Raw genomic sequence first — 19708 nt, 5'->3', positions numbered from 1 at the left:
TATGACTTCCCAAAATATTTTAGACGGACAAATCATTCTCCTCGACAAACCTTTGGATTGGACGAGTTTTCAGGCGGTAAATAAAATTAAATTTAAACTAAAAAACCAGTTTAATTTACCTAAAAAATTTAAAATCGGTCACGCCGGAACTTTAGACCCAAAAGCGACAGGTTTGCTTATTGTTTGTACTGGGAAATTCACCAAAAAAATTTCGGAAATACAAGATGCGCCGAAAGAATATCGCACAGAAATAAAATTGGGCGCTCAAACAGAAAGTTACGACACAGAAAAACCTGAAATTCTACCAAATGATATTTCTGAAATTACAGAAGAAAAAATCTATGAAACTTTAGAGAAATTTGTCGGCGAAATAGAACAAAAACCGCCCATTCATTCAGCAGTAAAAATTGATGGAAAAAGAGCCTACAGTTTAGCAAGAGCGGGTGAAGAAGTAAAAATGAAAACGCGAACAATTTCCATTTCTTACATAAATGAAATAGAAATAGATTTGCCTTTTGTTCGCTTCACTGTAGGCTGTAGCAAAGGCACTTACATTAGAAGTTTGGCGCACGATATTGGTCAGAAATTGAAAGTTGGCGCTTATTTAACAAATTTGAGGCGAACAAAAATTGGAAATTATACTATAGAAAAGGCAAGTACGTCTTTTCTTTCTGAAGACTTTCTGTTCTAAAATAATTTCTTTCAAAATATTGTTTTACTAATAAATATTTTATGATAATAATTATTAGAAATGATTATGGGCAAAAATTTATTTAAAATAAGTTAAAAAGGATTTTTTTTTATGAAATAAATTTTAGTAATATTGTATTAACTAATTTAAATAAAGTTTATATGAAAAAATTTCTATTCCCTCTTTTTGTATCTGCAATAATTTTTAGCAATGCAAAAGCACAAACAACGTTTTCTTTTGAAACTTCTGAAGGCTTTACAGTTGGAGACGTTTTAGGACAAAATGCTTATATTGACACTTTTGTCGCTGACCTTAACGGCGTTAGCACCTCGCAATCAGGCACTGCGGAGGTTTCTACGGAACAATTTTCCGATGGTAATAACTCAGTAAAAATTATTGACTACAGTGATAATGTTTTCAGTGGTTTTTACATTAGTGGTATTCCTTTTTATAGCAACACTTCAGTTTCTTACGATATTTTTGTACCGGCATTAGGTGGCTCAGATAATTTTATGGATTTATATGATAATAATGGAGATTACGTTGGCTCTGTTGATTTTACATATGAAGGAAATGTAGATTTTTATGATTCTACTGGCAATGCAACTACTTTAACTGGTTATACTGCCACACAATGGAACCATTTAGAATTTCAAATAGATTTTTCTACTAGTACAATTAAAGTTTTATTAAATAACGTGAATATTGGTACTTTCTCATACACAGGGACAGGAACAGAATTATCTGAAATTGATTTTGATATAGATAATTTCGGCACAGATGTCTATTTTGATCATATTGTAGTGAAAGATGCAACTTTGGCTACTGATGAAGTGTCTGCTGGCAAAAATTCATTAAAAGTGTTTCCAAATCCTATGGTAGATTTTGTAAAAGTAAATACCGACGGAAAAGTCCAAAGTGCACAGCTTTTTGATGCTTCTGGTAAACTTGTAAAAACATTTAGAAATGCTTCTGAAGCCATGAATGTAGCAGATTTGAAAAAAGGTCTCTATATTATGAAAGTGAAAACGGACAAAGGAACGTCTTCTGCAAAAGTAATTAAGAAATAAAATCCTTTTTTTATTTTAAATTAAGACATCTTGTTTGAAAAATAAGATGTCTTTTTTTATCTAAAATTATCCCGTATTTTTGCTGAAATTAAAAAAAACATCAAAATTTAAATTTTTGAAAAATCATTATCATTAAATATTTTTCGGAATTTGGCGTGTACTTATTTGCACTTAACTGTAGTAAATCGGGAATTTTAATTTAAAATATGTGTCTTCTAAATTTCTCGAAAACGCATTTCCATTTTAATATGAAGAAAATAATTTTAATAATTACTATACTTGCTTCAGGCTTGTTTTTCAGCCAAGAAAAATCGAATAAATTAGGCATTTTTACTTCAATAGATGCAAATATTGGTTTCGATTTAGGTGATATTATTAGAACCAATCAGGCGCAATCACAATACGAAAAAGATCAACTGCCACCGGGAAAATATCATTATGGTTTTAGTGCAATGGTTGGCTATCACCCGCTAAATTGGTTTTCATTAAGTGGCGGTTTGCGTTACAGTTATATCGATCCCAATTTTCATTTGATTTATTTTAAAGTTCAACCACAGGTTTTTGTTGGAGATTTAAAAGATGAAGATTATACCTATTTTTTTGCAAATTTTGGAAGAAAAATAAATCAAACCGCTGCAAAAGAGGCCGGCTTCGTAGGAATTGGTTTTGGGATGATAGAACCATTTGGTAAAAGATTTGGGCATCAATTTCAAGTTAATTTAGATGATCAAATTATTGATGGAAACGGAACTATCTTCATCGGAATTTCTTACGGAATCATACTTTTCAGCAATAAAGACCTTTAATATAAATGGAAAAAACACGTATTAACAAATATTTATCGGAAGCAGGATTTTGTTCCAGACGAGCCGCAGACAAACTTTTAGAAGAAGGAAAAATTACCATTAATGGAAAAATACCAGAAATGGGAACTAAAGTTTCTGATGAAGATGAAGTAAGGGTAGAAGGGAAATTAATTAAAGAAAATACAGAAAAACCAATCTATATTGCCGTAAATAAACCCATCGGAATTGTCTGCACCACAGATCAAAAACGAGAAAAAAACAATATTGTAGATTTCGTGAATCATCCAAAAAGAATTTTCCCAATTGGTAGATTAGACAAACCAAGTGAAGGTCTGATTTTAATGACCAACGATGGCGATATTGTAAATAAAATTTTGCGTGCTAGAAATAACCACGAAAAAGAGTATTTAGTTCGCGTAGATAAACCAATCACGCATACTTTTATTGAAAAAATGAAAAATGGCGTTCCCATTTTAGATACAATTACTAAGAAATGCGAAGTTGAAAAATTAGATACTTTTCAGTTTAGAATTGTTTTAACGCAAGGTTTAAACCGCCAAATCCGCAGAATGTGCGAATATCTTGGCTATGAAGTGAAAAAACTAAAGCGGCTGCGAATCATGAATATCAAACTTGATTTACCTTCTGGACAATGGCGAGATTTAACGCAGGAAGAATTGCAAGATTTGAATCAATTGCTGAAGGATTCTGGCAAGACATCTGATTAAATTTTCTCAGATAAAATTTCCTTGTAGATTTCAGCTTCAAATTCTAAAAGATTCTTTTTCGCTTCTAAAAATTGATTGCTCAGTATTTCAAAAAAAACATCTAAAACTTCAAAAAGCATTGTTGTTTCGGAATTGATGTATTTATTAAACTCAAAATATTTGTTATTTGAAACGAGATATTCTTGTAGTAGTTTTAAATTTTCTTCTTTTATTTGACTATTAAAATCATCTTCTGCAATGAGATTCTTCACCAATTGTTTAAATTCTTCTTCTGGCTTTGCTAGTTCAAAACGTTTTTTTCTAATTTGCTCAAAAGGCAAAGTGGTTCTCATAAAATCAATAAATGGCACGAATTTTTGAAATCCTTGCATATAGTTTTCATAGTGAGAATCGGCTTTTATATATTTTTCTAAAAATTTTTCAAAGTCATTCCTACGTTCATTTTTTATGTTTCTAGATAGAAATTGAAGAAAATCTTGATCGTTTTTTTCAATTTCAAATTTTAGAATTTCTAATCTTTTCTCGCAATTTTTTTGGACTTTATGGGCGTCTTTGGCAAAATATTTTAGGCCATCATAATCAAAAGTTTTTATTTTATAATCTTTATTTTTAATGACCTCTAAAGTTTGCAATTCGCTTGCAATAGTGCTGATTTCAAAAACTTTATTCACATTTTCATCGTTGAAAAAATCAGTTGAAGATGGCTCATCATTATTTAATTTAATGTCTTCAATGGAAATTAGCGGCGGGTTTTTCAGATTAAAATAAGAGTTGAAAATTTCGGGAAATTTAAAGGATGAGGCAGTAGTTTCAAATTTTTCTAAAAATTCATCATTAGATATGAACTTGTTGTTGTAATTTATTCCATTTGCCGCTAAATATTTTTGAGTTAAGGCTTCCGAATATTTATCGAAATGATTAAGCGTTTTTTTAGCCAAATTATTATGCAGATTTTCCGACGGAATATTTAGTTTCATTATACTTTCCACACGTTGCTGCATTGTAGGATGCGATGCCCATTGATCTTCAATGTGTAATTTCGAATGATTAAACTTATAAATATCTGATAAAGTAACTTTCGGCAGTTCATTTTCAATTTTATAATTAAATTCTTTTGCATAAATAGTCATCAATGAATTTTGGTTTTCATAAATATTTTTTGTTATGCACTTTTCAGGAGAATTTAGATAAAAATTTACGGAATTATTAAGCGCCATTTCCGATAAATCTAAACGTAAAAGGGCTTCGCAATTAACTTCCGAACCAACTACAGTTGCTGCAATTGCGTCTGCATTAAATTCCATTTGGCGGCTTAGTGACATGTGTTTTTTGTAAAGGAAATTATGTGTTCTTTGTAAAATCCATTTTATGCCAGAAATTATAAAATAAGAAAACTGCGCAAATAAAGTTATTAATGCATGCATTTTTGCAAATGAATTTAGAGTACTATCAAAATTTTCATTTTTATATAAAGTGTTGAAAACCATTTTGTTTGCTTGGTTTACATAGCTACCAACCTTCATACTTCGCTGCGAAAAATGCCCGAACTCATGCGCTAAAATGGCTTTTAGTTCACTTTCTGTGGTAGAATTAATTAAACCTAAGCCAATTGTCAGATTTTTTTTGACTGGCAATATCATACTCCAAAAAACCGAATTGTATGAAACTGAAGCATTTACTTCTGGGGAAAGTAGTACTTTTTTTGGCTTTTGTGTACCTACATTTTCTACCACTTCATCAATGAGTTCAAATAATTTTGGCTCATGTTTTCTGTTAATTTCAATCAGTAAACTGTGATCGGTTTTATCTTTAGTAAAAATAAATTTTACTAGAAATATAAAAATGAAAACGCCCATACTAAAGACACCAATGCCTAAAAGTAGCGACCAATAGCTAACTTGAATAGCGATAATTTGAATGGCGAAATAGCCTAAAAGTACTATTAATGCTAAAGAAAGCATTATCAAAAGACCATAAATTAAAAAAAATGATAAAACTAAAATTACAGAACTGGTAACTGCTTTTTTGTATTGATTGGAAATAGGGGGTAAATGTTTTCGCATATTAATACTTTTCTGTTAAATACTGATACGCCTTTAGATATTTATTTATTCTTTTAAAGTCTCGCTCTGTCATTAAACCCGTAAACCTTGTAAGATCCATATTGTCTTTCAAATCATTTATTTTAACGGCAATTGCGAGTGGCGATTGTTCTACTTTTTTAATAAATTTATCATAATCCATCAAATCTGAAGTTTTTGTTAAGCATTCTATCGCGAAAATTTGAACTTCGGTAAATCCTTCAAAATATAATGTTTCAGATGTGATTTCGGGGCAATCTTCCAATACATCATGCAGCACTCCCACAATTTTTTCATCTAAAGTTCTCCCAGCATTCATCACGCGCATTACATGGCCCATATACGGAGCACCAAATTTGTCGGTTTGCTTTCTATGGGCTTTTTCCGCAATTTTAATGGCTTTGTTTAAAAGTTTTTTCTTCATCAATTAAAAGTAATAAAAATGTGATTTAAAATAAAATTATTATTTAAAAATTTTAGGCGCTTTCCAACTTATTATTTCCTGTTCTCTTCAAAACACCCCAATTTTGAATTTCGCCTTTTAATGCTTTTCTGATGGATTTGAATAAAATATAATACATCATTTGTCGATAAACCAAGCGTTGAGGAATCATCCAAATTAATTTTTTAAAATCTTCTCTTTCAAAGGCAAAAGCAATGGCTGCTCCCAAAATATCCACCAAAGAAAAAATAATGTAATATAAAACAATGTGAACCGGATCTGCAACAATCAACCCAAATCCGGATAAAATTAAACTTATTACCAAAAGTAAATCTGCCAAGGGGGCTAAAAATGGCAAGAGAATTTGATACAATAAAATATTAGGCAATGCAATTCTTCCGAAATTTTTAAATTCTTTTCTAAAAATGGCGTCTCTATGTTTCCAAAAACTCTGCAAAATCCCAAAACTCCAGCGAAATCTTTGTTTTAAAAACTGATTGATTGTTTCTGGTGCTTCTGTGAAAGAAAGTGCGTCATTACAATTTGCAATAATGTAACCCGCTTTGTGCAAACGCATTGTAAGATCACAATCTTCGGCTAAAGTATCGGTAGTAAAACCGCCAGATTCAATAACGGCTTTTCTTCTAAAAGCGCCAATTGCACCCGGAACAACTGTGATACAATTTAATAAACCAAAAGCTCTTCTATCAAAATTTTGCGATGTGATATATTCTATACTTTGCCATTTCGTAATCATATTTACTTCATTCCCAACTTTCACATTTCCTGCAACAGCACCAGTTTCTTGAGGTTTCTCTTCCATATAAAAAGCATCCATCAAACGTGAAACTGCATCTTCTTTTAATTGTGTATCGGCATCAATGCAAACTACAAATTCTGAATTGGTATGCGAAATTCCATAATTTAAAGCAGAGGCTTTTCCACCATTAATTTTAGTTAAAACCTTAACTTTTTCGTTACCGGCAAAAGCATTTTTCACATTTTCAAAAGTAGCATCTTTACTGCCATCATCCACAAAAACGATGTCGAGATATTTATAATCTTGTTTTAGCAAAGAATTTACGGTTCGCACCGCATTAATCTCTTCGTTAAAAGCAGGCACAATCACGCTCACCTTCAAGCCATCTGGAATACCTTTAAATTTTACCTTTGATTTTTTTTCTTTTTTAGACTGTAAATAAGCCAAAATTCCCATAAAAACCATTCTCGCAATCGACAGAAAGATGCCAACAAGAAACAAAACGTAGATGAATTGCCCGAGCCAATAACTTGCTGAAACAAAAATAAAGTTGACGTTATTTTTCCAACTTCTCGCCACAGGTGGCATTAGTTCGCTGTCTTTTACGTGCATTAAATCTGCAATGGTTGTAAATTTACAGCCCCTGCTTTTGAAATATTTTATAATTCTTGGTAGAGCATCTACAGTCGGCTGCCGCGTTTCACCGCCAGAATCGTGAAGCAAAATAATACTCGCATCATTTTGGTTTGCAAATCTTATCGTGCGGTTTACGATACTGTCTGCATTCATCCGTGGATCCCAATCATTTGGATCGATGCTTTCGCCAACAGTAATATAATTGCTAGATTTACTTCTGGCAATCGGTTCTAGTTCTTCATAAGTTTGCGGCTCAGAATCGGCATTATAAGGCGCACGAAATAGAATTGTGGATTTCCCCGTGATACATTCTAGCAAAGAACGCGTGGTTTTAAGTTCTAAATCTGCTCTTTCTGGGGACATTTTAGCCAAATTCCCGTGCGTAAAAGTGTGGTTGCCAAATTCAAATCCATCTCTGTTTATTCTTTGCACCAATGGTATATTTGCTTCAGCATTTTCACCAATTAAAAAGAATGTAGCAGGGATTTTTTCTCTTTCTAAAATATCTAAAATTTTGGGCGTCCATTCTGCGCTTGGGCCGTCATCAAAAGTTAAAATTATTTTATGACCAGGTCCTAATTTGGTAGTGTCTTCCGCAAATTTTTCATATAAAAAACCAGATGGAAGTTGGGTGTAATGTTCTTCAGAAATTAGATTTTCATTTTTATCAATCTCAATTTTTGTGCGGCCTTGTTGGGGCGAATAGAGAATATTTAGAATTTCACCGCTTCCCACAGAAGTTGGCTTGGCGTTGAAATTAGCCGGCATCATTGTTAAAAGTGTATAATTAAACGGTTTTTTTGTAATGGCATCCGAACTTAAATCTCGCATATAAAAATTCCAAATACGTGGATCTTCGCTCCCTAAACGCCAAAGTGCAGTTCCGGCATTTCTATAATCATCAGAATAACGCAAAATATTATAAGTTGTGGCAGCGTCTGTAAACCAAACTGAATTTTTCGTAGCATCATCAGATTCACTTCCGGCAAAATTATAATCGTAATGCAAATTGTAAGTATCATCATCGTAGTCGATTTCAGATTTACTTATTTTAGCGCGATCTACCGCTTGGCTGTAAGTGATATCTTCAGTGTGTGTGCCGTTACTATCTGTAATCCACTGTCTTCCGTAGCCTGCAACACCTAAAATAATTTTATTGCTTGGGACAATTTTTGCGACATCATCCATTTGCTTTTCAATCCATTTTTGCGAACTTATGGGGCCTGCTTGCGAGGAATCATTATATTGATCATAAGCCATAACAATAAAATAATCTGTAAAATCTTTTAAATATTTTAAATTATAATCAGAATTATCTGGCATTACATCGATAGAAACTAATAAATTATTTTGTTTAAAAGCAAGATATAATTTTTTAGAAAAAGCATTCAAATATTCATCTGAACTCTCATTCATTTCTTCAAAATCAATATTTATTCCCTGTAATTGATTTTTTTTAATGGTCTGAATTAAATCTGAAATCAACTGATCTTGAATTTTTGGATTGTGCAAAACAGTTTTAATTAAATCACCACTAAAATTGCCCTGTTTGCCAGGAATTGAAATAAAATTATTTAAAATCGGTTGAATGCTCAAACCAAAATGTTTCATCACACCAAGCGCATCCTTATCAATTCTGCTGTCTAATCTATAAGTTTTTGGGTTGATGAAAAACCATTCCGGATAAATGGTGTTCAATTTATTTCCATTAGTGCGTAAATCAGATAAAGAAAGCGGGCTCCAAGGCACGTAAAAAGCACCTCTGACTAATCTTGCATCTTTTAATTTGCTACTGCTATTTTCTAAAGCAATTCTTTTATTTAAAAAATCTTTAAAACCTTTAAACTTTTTATTCAGTTTCGTTTCTAAGGTAAAAGTGGAGTTTGGGTCTAATTTCGTTTTGTAAGCATTGCTCACAGAATTCATTTGCGGCAAAGACGGATTTTTCCCTCTTATAACTGTGAATATTACCAAAATTACAACTGTAAGGATAAGTGCCGAAATAATTCTAAACGTCCATTTAGTGCGGCTGTAGCGCTTATTATTTAAGGTTTGAAATACTTGATTTCCATTATCTGACATCTAACAAATTTTTTTCAAATTTATATTAGTTTTTCCTTATTGCAATTTATTTTTTTATTAAAATTTTGCTAAATTTTTAAATTGTGATAATGATAGAATTCATTATGTCATAAGATATTTGTTGAAATATTAAAAAGAGAATAAACAAAATTCCTTTCAAATTCATAAAAAAAGCAAGATTTAAAAAGACTTTCCATCTTTACTGTTTTAAAACGAAAATTGAGAAATTAAAATGAAAAATGATTCTTCAAGTTTATTATTACATCTTTCTCGTTTTCTTTCTGATGCTGCTAATGTTGGAAAAGGGAAAATTTTTGAGGTTTTTCTTTCAATTTTAGGGAAAATATCTTGGCTTTGTGCGTGTTAATGTTATTTTTCAGTCCGATTTTATGCCTTACCTAAAGAAAAAATCAATGAATAGATAAATTATTTTGCTGCTTCTAAAACCGCATTGGCCGCACTTTCACCGGAAAGCATCGCCGCATTTAGAGAGCCATTTAGCAAAGTGTCTCCAGCCAAGAAAATTTGAGAAGAATAGCGCGTTTCAGAAGGTTTTAAACTGTATTTTAAATTTTTTAAATCGGGTAGTGCTTGCGGAATTTCATACATTTTAATTAATCTTAAAACATCAATATTGAAATGTTTTTTTAAATCCAATTTTACAACTTTAATGAGTTCATTTTCGTTTAAATGTTTTGAATCAATAACCGTTACGGAAAGTAATTCATTTTTAGAATGACTTTCTGTTGCCAAACTTTTATGATAAAAAATATTATTAATTGGTGAATTTTCATTCGCTAAAAGTCCGATTAAAGGTTTTTCAATAACTCTTTTTTCTGTTTCAAAATAAAGCGTTTTGCAAGATTTCCAAGTGGTTGATTTTTTGTTTGACTCAGAAAGTAAATTACCTAAATCTGTCGCAATAATCGTAAAATCACTTTCTAAAATTTCGCCATTTTCTAAAGTAATTTCGCCGTCTTTTACAGAGGAAACCTTGGTATTAAAAAGAATTCTTGTTGATTTTAAATTTTTAAATAAGTGATCAGGAATCGCCTGAATTCCAGCCTTTGGTAAGGCTGCATTTCCTTCGCCGAACATTTTATAGACAAATTCAAACATTCTGCTGGAAGTTTCTAGTTTATTTTCCAGAAAAATACCAGTAAAAAATGGTTTGAAAAATTGAGAAATTGCTTTCTGTGAAAATCCAAAATTCCGTAAATATTCTAAAGTGCTGATTTCTTTTTCAGCGAAAATTTCATCTAAACTTTTTGATTTTAATTTTAAATTTAATTGAAGAATCTTCACTTTATCAACAATCGGAATATTTCCTGCAAAAATAGTTGGAAAAAGCAACGAAAAATCTCGAAGCGGATCGCCAATTGTTTGCGCTTTTCCCTCATTAAAAATTGTTGCGCCTGGCAAAAATTTTTGTAATTCTAAAGCTTTATAATCTAAAAATTTTTTAGCCGCCGGATAAGAAGTCAATAAAACCTGAAAACCGTGATCTAATTGATAACCTTCTACAATATCGGTTTTAACGCGTCCGCCAACAGAATTTGTGGCTTCTAAAATAGTGGGTGAGAAGCCTTCTTTTTCTAAAGTTTGTGCAGCAATCAAACCGCTGATTCCGGCGCCGATAATGCAGATTTTTGATTCTTTTTTCATATAAAATTATAGTAATTGCAAAATTAGTATTTTTCGTTTGGAAGATATGAATTTACTTGTGATTCGTTAAAGAAAATTATGGTTTTAAGTATTTAAAAAAAATGAAAAAATGTCATTAAAAATGAAAAAATGACATTTCTAATAGTTTTTGACTGAAAAAATTTCCTTAAAATGCCTTTCTTTTAATTTGGTATTTTGTTTGTAAAACTATGTTCAGAGTTCAAAAGATAATTTGAATTTAAAATTTAATGAATGTTTAATTTAAAATTTTGTAATTATGAGCAATTTAATGACTGTTCCTAAAAACGGAACTTTAACAAAAACAAATTCAAATGTAAATTTTAGAAATTTAAGTGATTTTCTAGATGAAATCTTTACTAGAGATTTACCGTCAGTTTTTAACTCTAATTTTAATACCGGGATGTCTCTTCCGAAAGTAAACATCAAAGAAACTGCGGATTCTTTTTCTCTGGAAATGGCTGTTCCTGGACTGAAAAAGACAGATTTCCAAATTGAAGTTGACAATGGTATTTTATCGATTTCCGCTGAAAGCAAAGAAAATCATGAAAAACACGATGAAAATTATACTTTCAGAGAATTTGGTTTTTCGTCTTTTAAACGAACTTTTAATTTACCAGAGACTGTAGAAGATGAATTTATAAATGCCAATTATACGGACGGAATTCTAAGCATTTCGTTGCCGAAAAAAGAAGAGGCAAAGAAAAAAGCACCAAGAAGTATTGAAATTTCGTAATTAAATAATTTTCCTTTGCATTAAAAATGAGGTCCAAAAAGACCTCATTTTTTTGTTTAAAAGTAAAGTAAAATTTTTGTCAGGATTTTGGGTGAATAATTTAGTAAGCACCTTTTTCAACATAATGCGCTGCAATTTTTTCAGTTAAAGCGATCACATTTGGTGTGTTGGTGTATTTTGTAAATCTTCGTAAACCGGAAAGCATCATTCTTTGTTCATCACCTTCTGCAAAAGAAATTATGCCTTCTTTTGCTGCTTCAATAATTTTTTCTGTGGCTTTGTAAAGGTTTAATTTTGCCATGGCTGCTTCTACTGAATCGGCATCAAAACTTTTTTCTGCACGTAAAACTGTAGATTCTGCCATATAAATTTGGTTCAAAATCTCTGAAGCATTTAATAATAAATGTTGCTGTTTTTCAATATCGGCCATAAATTTCTGAAGCGCAGCACCAGAAACCATCAAGAAAACTTTCTTCAGGTTTTCTATAATTGCTTTTTCTTCTGACATAAATTCAGAATAGTCTGGTGTTTCAAAAGATGGAATTCCCATTAATTCTTTGCTCACCGCCATTGCAGGTCCCATTAAATCTAGTTGGCCTTTCATGGCTTTTTTGATTAACATTCCAACTGCAAGCAATCTATTTATTTCGTTTGTTCCTTCGTAAATTCTGCCAATTCTGGCGTCTCTCCACGCAGATTCCATTGGTGTGTCTTCGGAAAAGCCCATTCCACCATAAATCTGAATGCCTTCATCTGCAGAATGTTGCGTAAGATCTGAAACAAAAACTTTTAAAATTGAACATTCAACTGCGAATTCTTCCACACCTTTTAGTTCGGCTTCTTGATGGCCCATTCCACCGGCTATTAATTCATCAATCTTATCTTGAACGTCTTTCCCAGCGCGGTAAGTTGCGGCTTCGCTCACAAAAATACCTGTTGCCATTTCGGCTATTTTTTTTCTGATTGCTCCAAAAGTGGAAATAGAAACACCAAATTGTTTTCTTTCATTGGCGTATTTTACAGCATGACCGAAAATACGTCGTTGTCCGTCAATATTTGCTGCGGCCAATTTAATTCTACCAACATTTAAAGAGTTTAAAGCGATTTTAAATCCGTTGTTTCTTTCTCCCAAAAGGTTTTCTACCGGCACTTTCATATCGTTAAAGAAAACTTGGCGGGTGGAAGAAGAGCGGATTCCCAATTTGTGTTCTTCCTCTCCGAAAGATAAACCTTCAGCTCCTTCTTTTTCTACGATGAAACCAGTGATGTTTTTATCATCATCAATTTTGGCAAAAACAATGAAAATTTCCGCAAAACCTGCATTAGAAATCCACATTTTTTGTCCGTTGATGATGTAATGTTTTCCGTCTTCAGACAGTTTTGCTCTTGTTTTTCCAGAATTTGCATCAGAACCGGCGTCTGGTTCGGTCAAGCAATAAGCGCCGAATTTTGTTCCGGTTGCTAAATCTGGTAAATATTTATTTTTTTGTTCTTCGGTTCCGTAAAGCAAAATTGGTAAAGTCCCGATTCCGGTATGTGCACCAAAAGCGGTTGCCAAAGAGCCGTTTCCACCAGAAATGTAATCGCAAGTTAATAGAGTAGTGATGAAACCCATTCCTAAACCGCCATATTGCTCTGGAACGGTAACACCAAGAAAGCCCATTTCACCGAGTTTTCGCATGGTTTCTTCGGTTAAAGCATAATCTTTATGCTCAAATCTGTCGTGTTTTGGCACGACTTCTCTGTCGATAAATTCTTTAGCAGAATCTCGCATCATTTTTTGTTCTTCTGATAAATTTTCTAAGGTGAAAATTTCTTGTGCAGGCGTTTGCTTGATTAAGAACTCGCCGCCTTTATTAGTATTACTCATTGTATTAATTTTAAATTATAGATTTTAAATTTTAAATTGTGTTAGATTTTAATTATAAATTTTGAGATGATGTTTTAATTATTTTTGTTAAAATATTGATTATACTTTCAATTTCTTTTAATTAGCAATCAACTTCTACATTAATTAGGTTAGAAGATTTGTAAAGTTTTAGCCAATACTTGGTTTCTCTCGCTTCTTTATTTGCAATTGATAATTTGGAAATAAAATCTTTTTTAGATTGCGCTGCGATTGCTTCTTCTACATTTGCCCCTATCGACGTACCACATCGAAGAATTTGTTTAGATAAAATAAATTCATTTTGAGATTTGAAAACAGTGTAAAATTTTATAATCTGCAAAGCAAAATCAAAGGTCTTTATCTGAATTACATTATCTTCTTTGAAACTCATCTCATTTAAAATTTATAATTTAAAATCTAAAATTTTATAGCAACTCAAATATACTCGCTGCACCTTGTCCGGTTCCTACGCACATGGTTACCATTCCATATTTCATGTTGCCGCGTTTTTTCATTTCGTCTAATAATTGGACAGTTAATTTTGTTCCCGTGCAACCAAGCGGATGTCCAAGTGCAATTGCGCCACCGTTTACGTTTACGATTTCTGGATTTAAATTTAATTCATTCATCACAGCCACAGATTGTGAGGCGAATGCTTCATTTAATTCAATTAAATCAATATCTTTTAATTCTAAACCCGCCTGTTTTAAGGCTTTTGGAACAGCGTAAAGTGGACCCATGCCCATAATTCTTGGTTCTAAACCAGCGGCTGCATAAGCCACCAATCTCGCTTGAGGTTCCAAACCTAATTCTTTCACCATGTCTTCAGACATTACAATTACGAATGCTGCACCGTCGCTCATTTGTGAGGAATTTCCTGCAGTAACGCTTCCGCCATTGGCGAAAACTGGGCGCAATTTTGACAAGGCTTCCATGGAAGTTCCGGCTCTTGGTCCTTCATCGACGGAAAAATCAAATTTTTTGGTCTCAGATTTTTGTTGGTCGTTTAGGAAAGTATATTCGACTGGAATTGGAACGATTTGGTCTTTAAATCTGCCTTCTGCATTGGCTTTTAAGGCTTTTTCGTGCGAGTGGAAAGCAAATTCATCCTGCTTCTCTCTTGAAATCTTATATTGTTTTGCAACCTCTTCTGCCGTATAACCCATTCCCCAATAATAATCTGGGTTTGATTTTGCGAAATCACTTTGTGGAACGGGTTTGTAACCACCCATCGGAATATAACTCATGGATTCTGTTCCACCTGCGATGATACAGTCTGCCATTCCGGCTTGAATTTTTGCGGATGCGATCGCAATCGCTTCACTTCCTGAAGCGCAATATCTGTTCACAGTAACGCCCGGAACTTTGTCGGTATTTAACCCCATTAATGAAATTAAACGCGCCACATTTAAACCTTGTTCGGCTTCTGGCATTGCGTTTCCGACGATTAAATCGTCGATTCTGTTTTTATCTAGTTGTGGAACTTCTGCCATTAATTTTTCAATTACGGTTGCTGCCATTGTATCTGGTCTTGTAAATCTTAACGAACCTTTCGGTGCTTTTCCGACTGCGGTTCTGTAACCTTTAATTATATATGCTTGTTTTGACATTTTTTTTTAGTTTAGAGATTAGAAATGAGAGGTTAGAAGTTAGACATTAACCTGTCATTAAATTTGTTTTGAATTTATAAATCATCTTTTGAATTTCTGTTATAATATTTAATAAAGGGTGAATTTCTTCTTCACTTTTGAAGTTTAAATCAACTAATAAAATTAATTGTGTTTCTAATTCATAACTGGAACCGTTTACAATTCCTAAAAATTGATAAAATTCTTTTGGATTATTTCTGCCAGCGCCTTCAGCAATATTAGAAGGAATTGAAACCGCACATCTTCTGATCTGTGAAATGAGTCCAAATTTTTCATTTGAAGGAAAATGCTCAGTTAATAGATAAATATCTTTAACTAAAAGCATTGATTTCTTCCAAATTAGTAACTCTTTTAATCTATGCGTTTTCATCTAACTTCTAATATCTAATATCTAATTACGAAGCGGTTTCCCTTTTTGCAACATAAACTGAATTCTTTCCAAAGTTTTTCTTTCGCCACAAAGTTGAAGGAAAGTTTCTCTTTCTAGATTCAATAAATACTGCTCTGTTACAATTGTTGGCTCGGAAAGGTTTCCACCGACCATTACGTAAGCCAGTTTATCAGCGATTTTTTTGTCGTGTTCAGAAATATAATTTCCTGCCAACATTTGGTCGGTTCCTACATAAAACATTCCTAAAGCATCTTTTCCTAAAACTTTTACTTTTTGCTCGATTGGTTGCGTATAACCTAGTTCTGCTAAACTTAATGCGAGCATTTTTGAGGTTTTGATTTGTGTTTGTTTATTAACAACTACAATGTCTTTTCCGTGTTCTAAAATTCCCATATCGTAGGCTTCGTAAGCGGAAGTGGCTACTTTTCCCATTGCAATATTCATAAATGCATCACGCATACGGTTATTTTTAACATCATCACTGTGGAAATCTCTTGAAGTTCGTAAAGTCATTTCCTTAGTTCCGCCTCCGCCGGGAATTACACCGACGCCAACTTCCACCAAACCGATATAAGTTTCTGCCGCTGCAACAACTCTGTCTGCGTGCATTGTCATTTCGCAACCGCCGCCTAACGTCATCCCGAAAGGTGCAACTACAACTGGAATTGAAGAATAACGAACGCGCATCATGGATTTTTGGAAATAAGCGATTGCCATATTCAAATCGTCCCAATCTTGGTCAACTGCCATCATCATTATCATTGCAAGATTTGCTCCAACAGAAAAATTAGTTCCTTGATTTGCTATAACCAAACCGTCATAATCTTTTTCTGCTAAATCAATTGCGCGGTTTAAGCCGTCTAAAACGCCACCACCAAGAGAATTCATTTTAGATTTGATTTCAAAATTGATGATTCCATCACCTAAATCCTGAATTTGCGCTTCGGAATTGCTCCAAAGTGTTTTATTTTTTCTGATATTATCTAAAATTATAAAAGAATCTTGCCCCGGAATTTTTGAATATTCACCTGAATCTTTATTGACGAAAGTGCTTTGTCCTTCTTCATTTACTTTATAAAAAGTTAGATTTTTTGAGGCTAGATTTTTAACCCAGTCAGAAACTTCGTAACCTTCTGCTTTTGCCAATTCAATTCCTTTTTCAATTCCAACCGCATCCCAAATTTCGAAAGGGCCATTTTCCCAACCGAAACCGGCGCGAAGAGCATCATCAATTTTATAAATATCGTCAGAAATTTCCGGAACTTTATGCGACACGTAAGCGAACAAAGCGCCTAAAGATTTTCTGTAAAGTTCACCGGCTTTATCTTTTCCGTTAATTAAAACTTTAAATCTGTCTAAAGGGCGGTCGATATTTTTAGTTAATTCTAAACTTGGAAAAGAATTTTTCCCTTGAAGTTCGTATTCTAAAGTTTCAAGGTTTAATCCTTGAATTTCTGGTTTTCCTTCTGCGTTTTTTATTTTCTTGTAGAATCCGCCATCGGTTTTAGAACCAAGCATTTTCTTTTCCATCATAAAATCAATATATGATGGCATCGCAAAACCTTTTTGAAACATTTCTTGTTCCGTTCCGCTTTCTTGAACACCTTTGGCAACGTGAACCAAAGTGTCTAAACCAACAACATCCGCAGTTCTAAAAGTCGCTGATTTCGGACGACCGATAATTGGTCCGGTTAATTTATCGACATCTGAAACGCTTAAACCTAAATCTTTTACGATATGCAGTAAGTTCATCATTGAAAAAACACCGATTCTATTTGCAATAAAAGCAGGTGTATCTTTGGCTAAAACTGTCGTTTTTCCTAAAAATTTTGCGCCATAAGACATATAAAAATCGATGATTTCCGGATCGGTGTCATTTGTTGGAATTATTTCCAAAAGCGGTAAATATCTTACGGGATTAAAAAAGTGTGTTCCTGCAAAATATTTTTTAAAATCGTCGCTTCTACCTTCAATTAGGAAATGAATCGGAATTCCGGATGTGTTTGAAGAAACTAAAGTTCCCTGTTTTCTGAATTGTTCAATTTTCTCATAAACCGATTTTTTAATGTCAAGTCTTTCAACCACCACTTCAATAATCCAGTCAGTATTTTTTATTTTCTCTAAATCATCATCAAAATTCCCGATCGAAATTCGGTCTGCAAATTTTGGCGAATAAAGTAGAGCAGGGCTCGATTTCTGTAATTTTACAAAATTCTCAGTGGCAATTCTGTTTCTTACCACTTTGCTTTCTTTCGTAAGACCTTTTTTGGTCTCTGCTTCGGTGAGTTCAAAGGGAACGATATCCAGCAAAAGCACCTGAACGCCGATGTTGGCGAAATGTGCTGCGATACCGGAACCCATAATTCCCGAACCCAAAACAGTTACATGTTTGATATGTCTGTTCATATTTGTTATTTTTTGTTATTTATTTCGTTTGCAATTTTTAAAATTTGCGACATCACTTGCTTAAAGGTTTCCAACTTTTCAGGCGAAATTTTATCCATTACTTTTTTATTGAAGTTTACCACGACTTCTTTGGACATATTTCTAGAATTCAAACCTTTTTCTGTTAATTTGATAATGACTTCGCGTTTATCGGTTGTAGTTTTTTCTTTGTAGATATAACCATTGTCTTCTAGTAATTTAATGATGCGTGTCAAAGACGTTGGTTCTATTGCCATTTTCGGTCCAAGATTGGTGCTTCTTGTGCCTTCTTTTGGATCAATTTTTAAAAGTGTAAGTGCTTGCACAGCGGTAGAATCATATTCTTGCGCCAGTTCACTATACATTTTAGACACAGCTAACCAAGTTGATTTCAATATTAAGTCAACATTCTCTACTTTCTCATTATTTTTTCCTTTCATCTTTTTGTATTATCTGTTTCTCAAATATACAAATTATTATGCATGCATAGTACTTTTTTAAAAAGGAAAATTGTAAGTATTTTACAATGTGATAGTTAATTAATATGAATTGCATAATACTATGCATGCATAATACATTCGAAAGAGCTCGAAAATATCGTATTAATGATAGTTTGCGAGCGAAACAAGTATATCTTGAAAATTATTGGCTTTTTCTTGCTTATTTTTTAAAATAATCTCCCAAAAACTATTGCGCCAAATAAATTTTACTGATTTTAAATCTTTTGGTATGTTTTTTTGCAGAAAAGAATAGAGTAATTCTTTTTCTAATTCTGGTGCAAAAATTTGTGGTGGAACAAATTCTGGATTAAATTGGTAAACACTTGGTTTCGTTAAATCTGAGTGTTGCAATAAGATATCTTCCGAAATTCCAGAAAATAAACGCCCATTTTTTAGCAAACAAATCTTATCTGAAAATTCTTTTGCCAAACGCCAATCGTGGGATGAAAAAAGAATTATTTTATCTTTATTTTTAGCAATGTTTCGCATTAAATTTAGAATCATCAACTTATTTTTTTCGTCTAAATGCGTGGTTGGTTCATCTAAGATGATCATTTGCGTATTTTGCGCCAAAGCTCTTCCAATAAAGGCTTTTTGTAAATTACCATCAGATAATTGATTGAGTTTAAAATTTTCATATTCTTTTAAACCAAGACTTTCGATAATTTCACTAACTTCCTGTAAATCCGTTAATTTTAATTTAAAATAATACGGATAGTGAATATATTTCCCGAAAGTAATTAAATCTTTTACCGTAAAATGATTCGGAACATCAGATTTTGAAAAAACTACGGCAATTTTTTGCGCAATTTCACTAGAATTTAATTGGTTTAAAGTAATTTTATCAAGAAAAATATGACCAGAAATTGATGGAATTTGATTTAAAATAGTTTTAATTAAAGTCGTTTTTCCCACACCATTATCACCGATGATTAAACAAACATCACCGCTTTCCAAACTCATATTTCCCTCTGAAACTAGGGGTTTAGAGTAGCCGATTGTGATATTTTTTAGTTCTAAAGTCATTTTTATTAAAAAAATTTTAAACGCTAAGGCGCAAATTTATTATTTTACTTCTTATCTAAGACGCGGGAAAATCAAAGATTTTCGTTTTAACAGTTATATTTTTCATGCTATCTAT

General features: G+C 32.6%; 16 protein-coding genes and 1 pseudogene. 6 read left to right on the top strand and 11 right to left on the bottom strand.

Going from position 1 to position 19708, the window contains the following annotated elements; all coding sequences use genetic code 11:
- The first annotated feature begins 1 nt into the window (after position 1).
- The 4 genes from truB (at position 2) to rluF (ending at position 3295) form a co-directional block, all read left to right on the top strand.
- Positions 2-691 carry a tRNA pseudouridine(55) synthase TruB gene (truB, locus tag C4S29_RS02640; protein WP_103912568.1) on the top strand — a complete coding sequence of 230 codons (690 nt, stop codon included), beginning with the start codon at positions 2-4 and terminating at the stop codon, positions 689-691.
- A 161-nt stretch (positions 692-852) separates the two neighbouring features.
- Complete coding sequence (locus C4S29_RS02635) at positions 853-1761, top strand: T9SS type A sorting domain-containing protein (protein WP_103912567.1); 909 nt, start codon at positions 853-855, stop codon at positions 1759-1761.
- Between the two features lie 248 nt (positions 1762-2009).
- Positions 2010-2567 (top strand): hypothetical protein, encoded by a 558-nt coding sequence (locus C4S29_RS02630; protein WP_103912566.1) that lies wholly within the window; start codon positions 2010-2012, stop codon positions 2565-2567.
- Positions 2568-2572: 5 nt separating this feature from the next.
- Positions 2573-3295: a 23S rRNA pseudouridine(2604) synthase RluF gene (gene rluF / locus C4S29_RS02625; protein ID WP_103912565.1), complete on the top strand. Its 723-nt coding sequence runs from the start codon at positions 2573-2575 to the stop codon at positions 3293-3295.
- On the opposite strand, the gene C4S29_RS02620 is transcribed toward rluF, so the two are convergent.
- Genes C4S29_RS02620 through C4S29_RS02610 form a run of 3 tightly spaced genes read right to left on the bottom strand, consistent with a single transcriptional unit; the run spans position 3292 to position 9296 of the window.
- Entirely contained in the window at positions 3292-5358 is a 2067-nt protein-coding gene (locus C4S29_RS02620) for a M48 family metalloprotease (RefSeq protein WP_103912564.1), read from the bottom strand. The genes rluF and C4S29_RS02620 overlap by 4 nt on opposite strands.
- A gap of 1 nt (position 5359) precedes the next feature.
- Entirely contained in the window at positions 5360-5800 is a 441-nt protein-coding gene (locus C4S29_RS02615) for a phosphohydrolase (protein ID WP_103912563.1), read from the bottom strand.
- Between the two features lie 52 nt (positions 5801-5852).
- On the bottom strand, positions 5853-9296 hold the full coding sequence (locus tag C4S29_RS02610; protein WP_103912562.1) for a polysaccharide deacetylase family protein: 3444 nt from the start codon (positions 9294-9296) through the stop codon (positions 5853-5855).
- 232 nt (positions 9297-9528) lie between these two features.
- Here C4S29_RS02610 and C4S29_RS14965 point away from each other — a divergent pair, with 232 nt between their 5' ends.
- Complete coding sequence (locus tag C4S29_RS14965; RefSeq protein ID WP_262496751.1) at positions 9529-9663, top strand: hypothetical protein; 135 nt, start codon at positions 9529-9531, stop codon at positions 9661-9663.
- Between the two features lie 59 nt (positions 9664-9722).
- On the opposite strand, the gene C4S29_RS02605 is transcribed toward C4S29_RS14965, so the two are convergent.
- A complete protein-coding gene (locus tag C4S29_RS02605; protein ID WP_103912561.1) occupies positions 9723-10961 on the bottom strand; it encodes an NAD(P)/FAD-dependent oxidoreductase in 1239 nt (412 codons plus the stop codon).
- A gap of 277 nt (positions 10962-11238) precedes the next feature.
- On the opposite strand from C4S29_RS02605, the gene C4S29_RS02600 reads away from it, so the two are divergent.
- On the top strand, positions 11239-11715 hold the full coding sequence (locus C4S29_RS02600; protein WP_103912560.1) for an Hsp20/alpha crystallin family protein: 477 nt from the start codon (positions 11239-11241) through the stop codon (positions 11713-11715).
- Positions 11716-11815: 100 nt separating this feature from the next.
- Here the strand turns inward: C4S29_RS02600 and C4S29_RS02595 are convergent, their stop codons facing one another.
- The 7 genes and pseudogenes from C4S29_RS02595 to C4S29_RS02565 form a co-directional block, all read right to left on the bottom strand.
- Positions 11816-13585, bottom strand: a complete 1770-nt coding sequence (locus tag C4S29_RS02595) for an acyl-CoA dehydrogenase family protein (RefSeq protein WP_103912559.1) — start codon at positions 13583-13585, stop codon at positions 11816-11818.
- A 52-nt stretch (positions 13586-13637) separates the two neighbouring features.
- Positions 13638-13994: pseudogene (locus C4S29_RS02590) on the bottom strand (four helix bundle protein).
- A gap of 34 nt (positions 13995-14028) precedes the next feature.
- Complete coding sequence (locus C4S29_RS02585; protein WP_103912558.1) at positions 14029-15213, bottom strand: acetyl-CoA C-acyltransferase; 1185 nt, start codon at positions 15211-15213, stop codon at positions 14029-14031.
- A gap of 46 nt (positions 15214-15259) precedes the next feature.
- Positions 15260-15622 carry a four helix bundle protein gene (locus C4S29_RS02580; RefSeq protein ID WP_103912557.1) on the bottom strand — a complete coding sequence of 121 codons (363 nt, stop codon included), beginning with the start codon at positions 15620-15622 and terminating at the stop codon, positions 15260-15262.
- 21 nt (positions 15623-15643) lie between these two features.
- The gene (locus C4S29_RS02575; protein ID WP_103912556.1) at positions 15644-18049 is read right to left on the bottom strand and encodes a 3-hydroxyacyl-CoA dehydrogenase/enoyl-CoA hydratase family protein; all 2406 of its coding nucleotides are present in this window, start codon (positions 18047-18049) and stop codon (positions 15644-15646) included.
- Positions 18050-18054: 5 nt separating this feature from the next.
- Positions 18055-18507: a MarR family winged helix-turn-helix transcriptional regulator gene (locus tag C4S29_RS02570; RefSeq protein WP_103912555.1), complete on the bottom strand. Its 453-nt coding sequence runs from the start codon at positions 18505-18507 to the stop codon at positions 18055-18057.
- A gap of 162 nt (positions 18508-18669) precedes the next feature.
- Positions 18670-19593 (bottom strand): ABC transporter ATP-binding protein, encoded by a 924-nt coding sequence (locus C4S29_RS02565; protein ID WP_103912554.1) that lies wholly within the window; start codon positions 19591-19593, stop codon positions 18670-18672.
- Between the last annotated feature and the right edge of the window lie 115 nt (positions 19594-19708).

This window comes from Halpernia humi, from assembly GCF_900108025.1.
Lineage (GTDB): Bacteria > Bacteroidota > Bacteroidia > Flavobacteriales > Weeksellaceae > Halpernia > Halpernia humi.
This window is presented reverse-complemented; position numbering and strand designations above follow the sequence as displayed.

Coding starts and splice junctions, on each gene's coding strand:
- truB (WP_103912568.1), top strand. CDS start 2: ATGACTTCCCAAAATATTTTAGACGGACAAATCATTCTCCTCGACAAA.
- C4S29_RS02635 (WP_103912567.1), top strand. CDS start 853: ATGAAAAAATTTCTATTCCCTCTTTTTGTATCTGCAATAATTTTTAGC.
- C4S29_RS02630 (WP_103912566.1), top strand. CDS start 2,010: ATGAAGAAAATAATTTTAATAATTACTATACTTGCTTCAGGCTTGTTT.
- rluF (WP_103912565.1), top strand. CDS start 2,573: ATGGAAAAAACACGTATTAACAAATATTTATCGGAAGCAGGATTTTGT.
- C4S29_RS02620 (WP_103912564.1), bottom strand. CDS start 5,358: ATGCGAAAACATTTACCCCCTATTTCCAATCAATACAAAAAAGCAGTT.
- C4S29_RS02615 (WP_103912563.1), bottom strand. CDS start 5,800: ATGAAGAAAAAACTTTTAAACAAAGCCATTAAAATTGCGGAAAAAGCC.
- C4S29_RS02610 (WP_103912562.1), bottom strand. CDS start 9,296: ATGTCAGATAATGGAAATCAAGTATTTCAAACCTTAAATAATAAGCGC.
- C4S29_RS14965 (WP_262496751.1), top strand. CDS start 9,529: ATGAAAAATGATTCTTCAAGTTTATTATTACATCTTTCTCGTTTTCTT.
- C4S29_RS02605 (WP_103912561.1), bottom strand. CDS start 10,961: ATGAAAAAAGAATCAAAAATCTGCATTATCGGCGCCGGAATCAGCGGT.
- C4S29_RS02600 (WP_103912560.1), top strand. CDS start 11,239: ATGAGCAATTTAATGACTGTTCCTAAAAACGGAACTTTAACAAAAACA.
- C4S29_RS02595 (WP_103912559.1), bottom strand. CDS start 13,585: ATGAGTAATACTAATAAAGGCGGCGAGTTCTTAATCAAGCAAACGCCT.
- C4S29_RS02585 (WP_103912558.1), bottom strand. CDS start 15,213: ATGTCAAAACAAGCATATATAATTAAAGGTTACAGAACCGCAGTCGGA.
- C4S29_RS02580 (WP_103912557.1), bottom strand. CDS start 15,622: ATGAAAACGCATAGATTAAAAGAGTTACTAATTTGGAAGAAATCAATG.
- C4S29_RS02575 (WP_103912556.1), bottom strand. CDS start 18,049: ATGAACAGACATATCAAACATGTAACTGTTTTGGGTTCGGGAATTATG.
- C4S29_RS02570 (WP_103912555.1), bottom strand. CDS start 18,507: ATGAAAGGAAAAAATAATGAGAAAGTAGAGAATGTTGACTTAATATTG.
- C4S29_RS02565 (WP_103912554.1), bottom strand. CDS start 19,593: ATGACTTTAGAACTAAAAAATATCACAATCGGCTACTCTAAACCCCTA.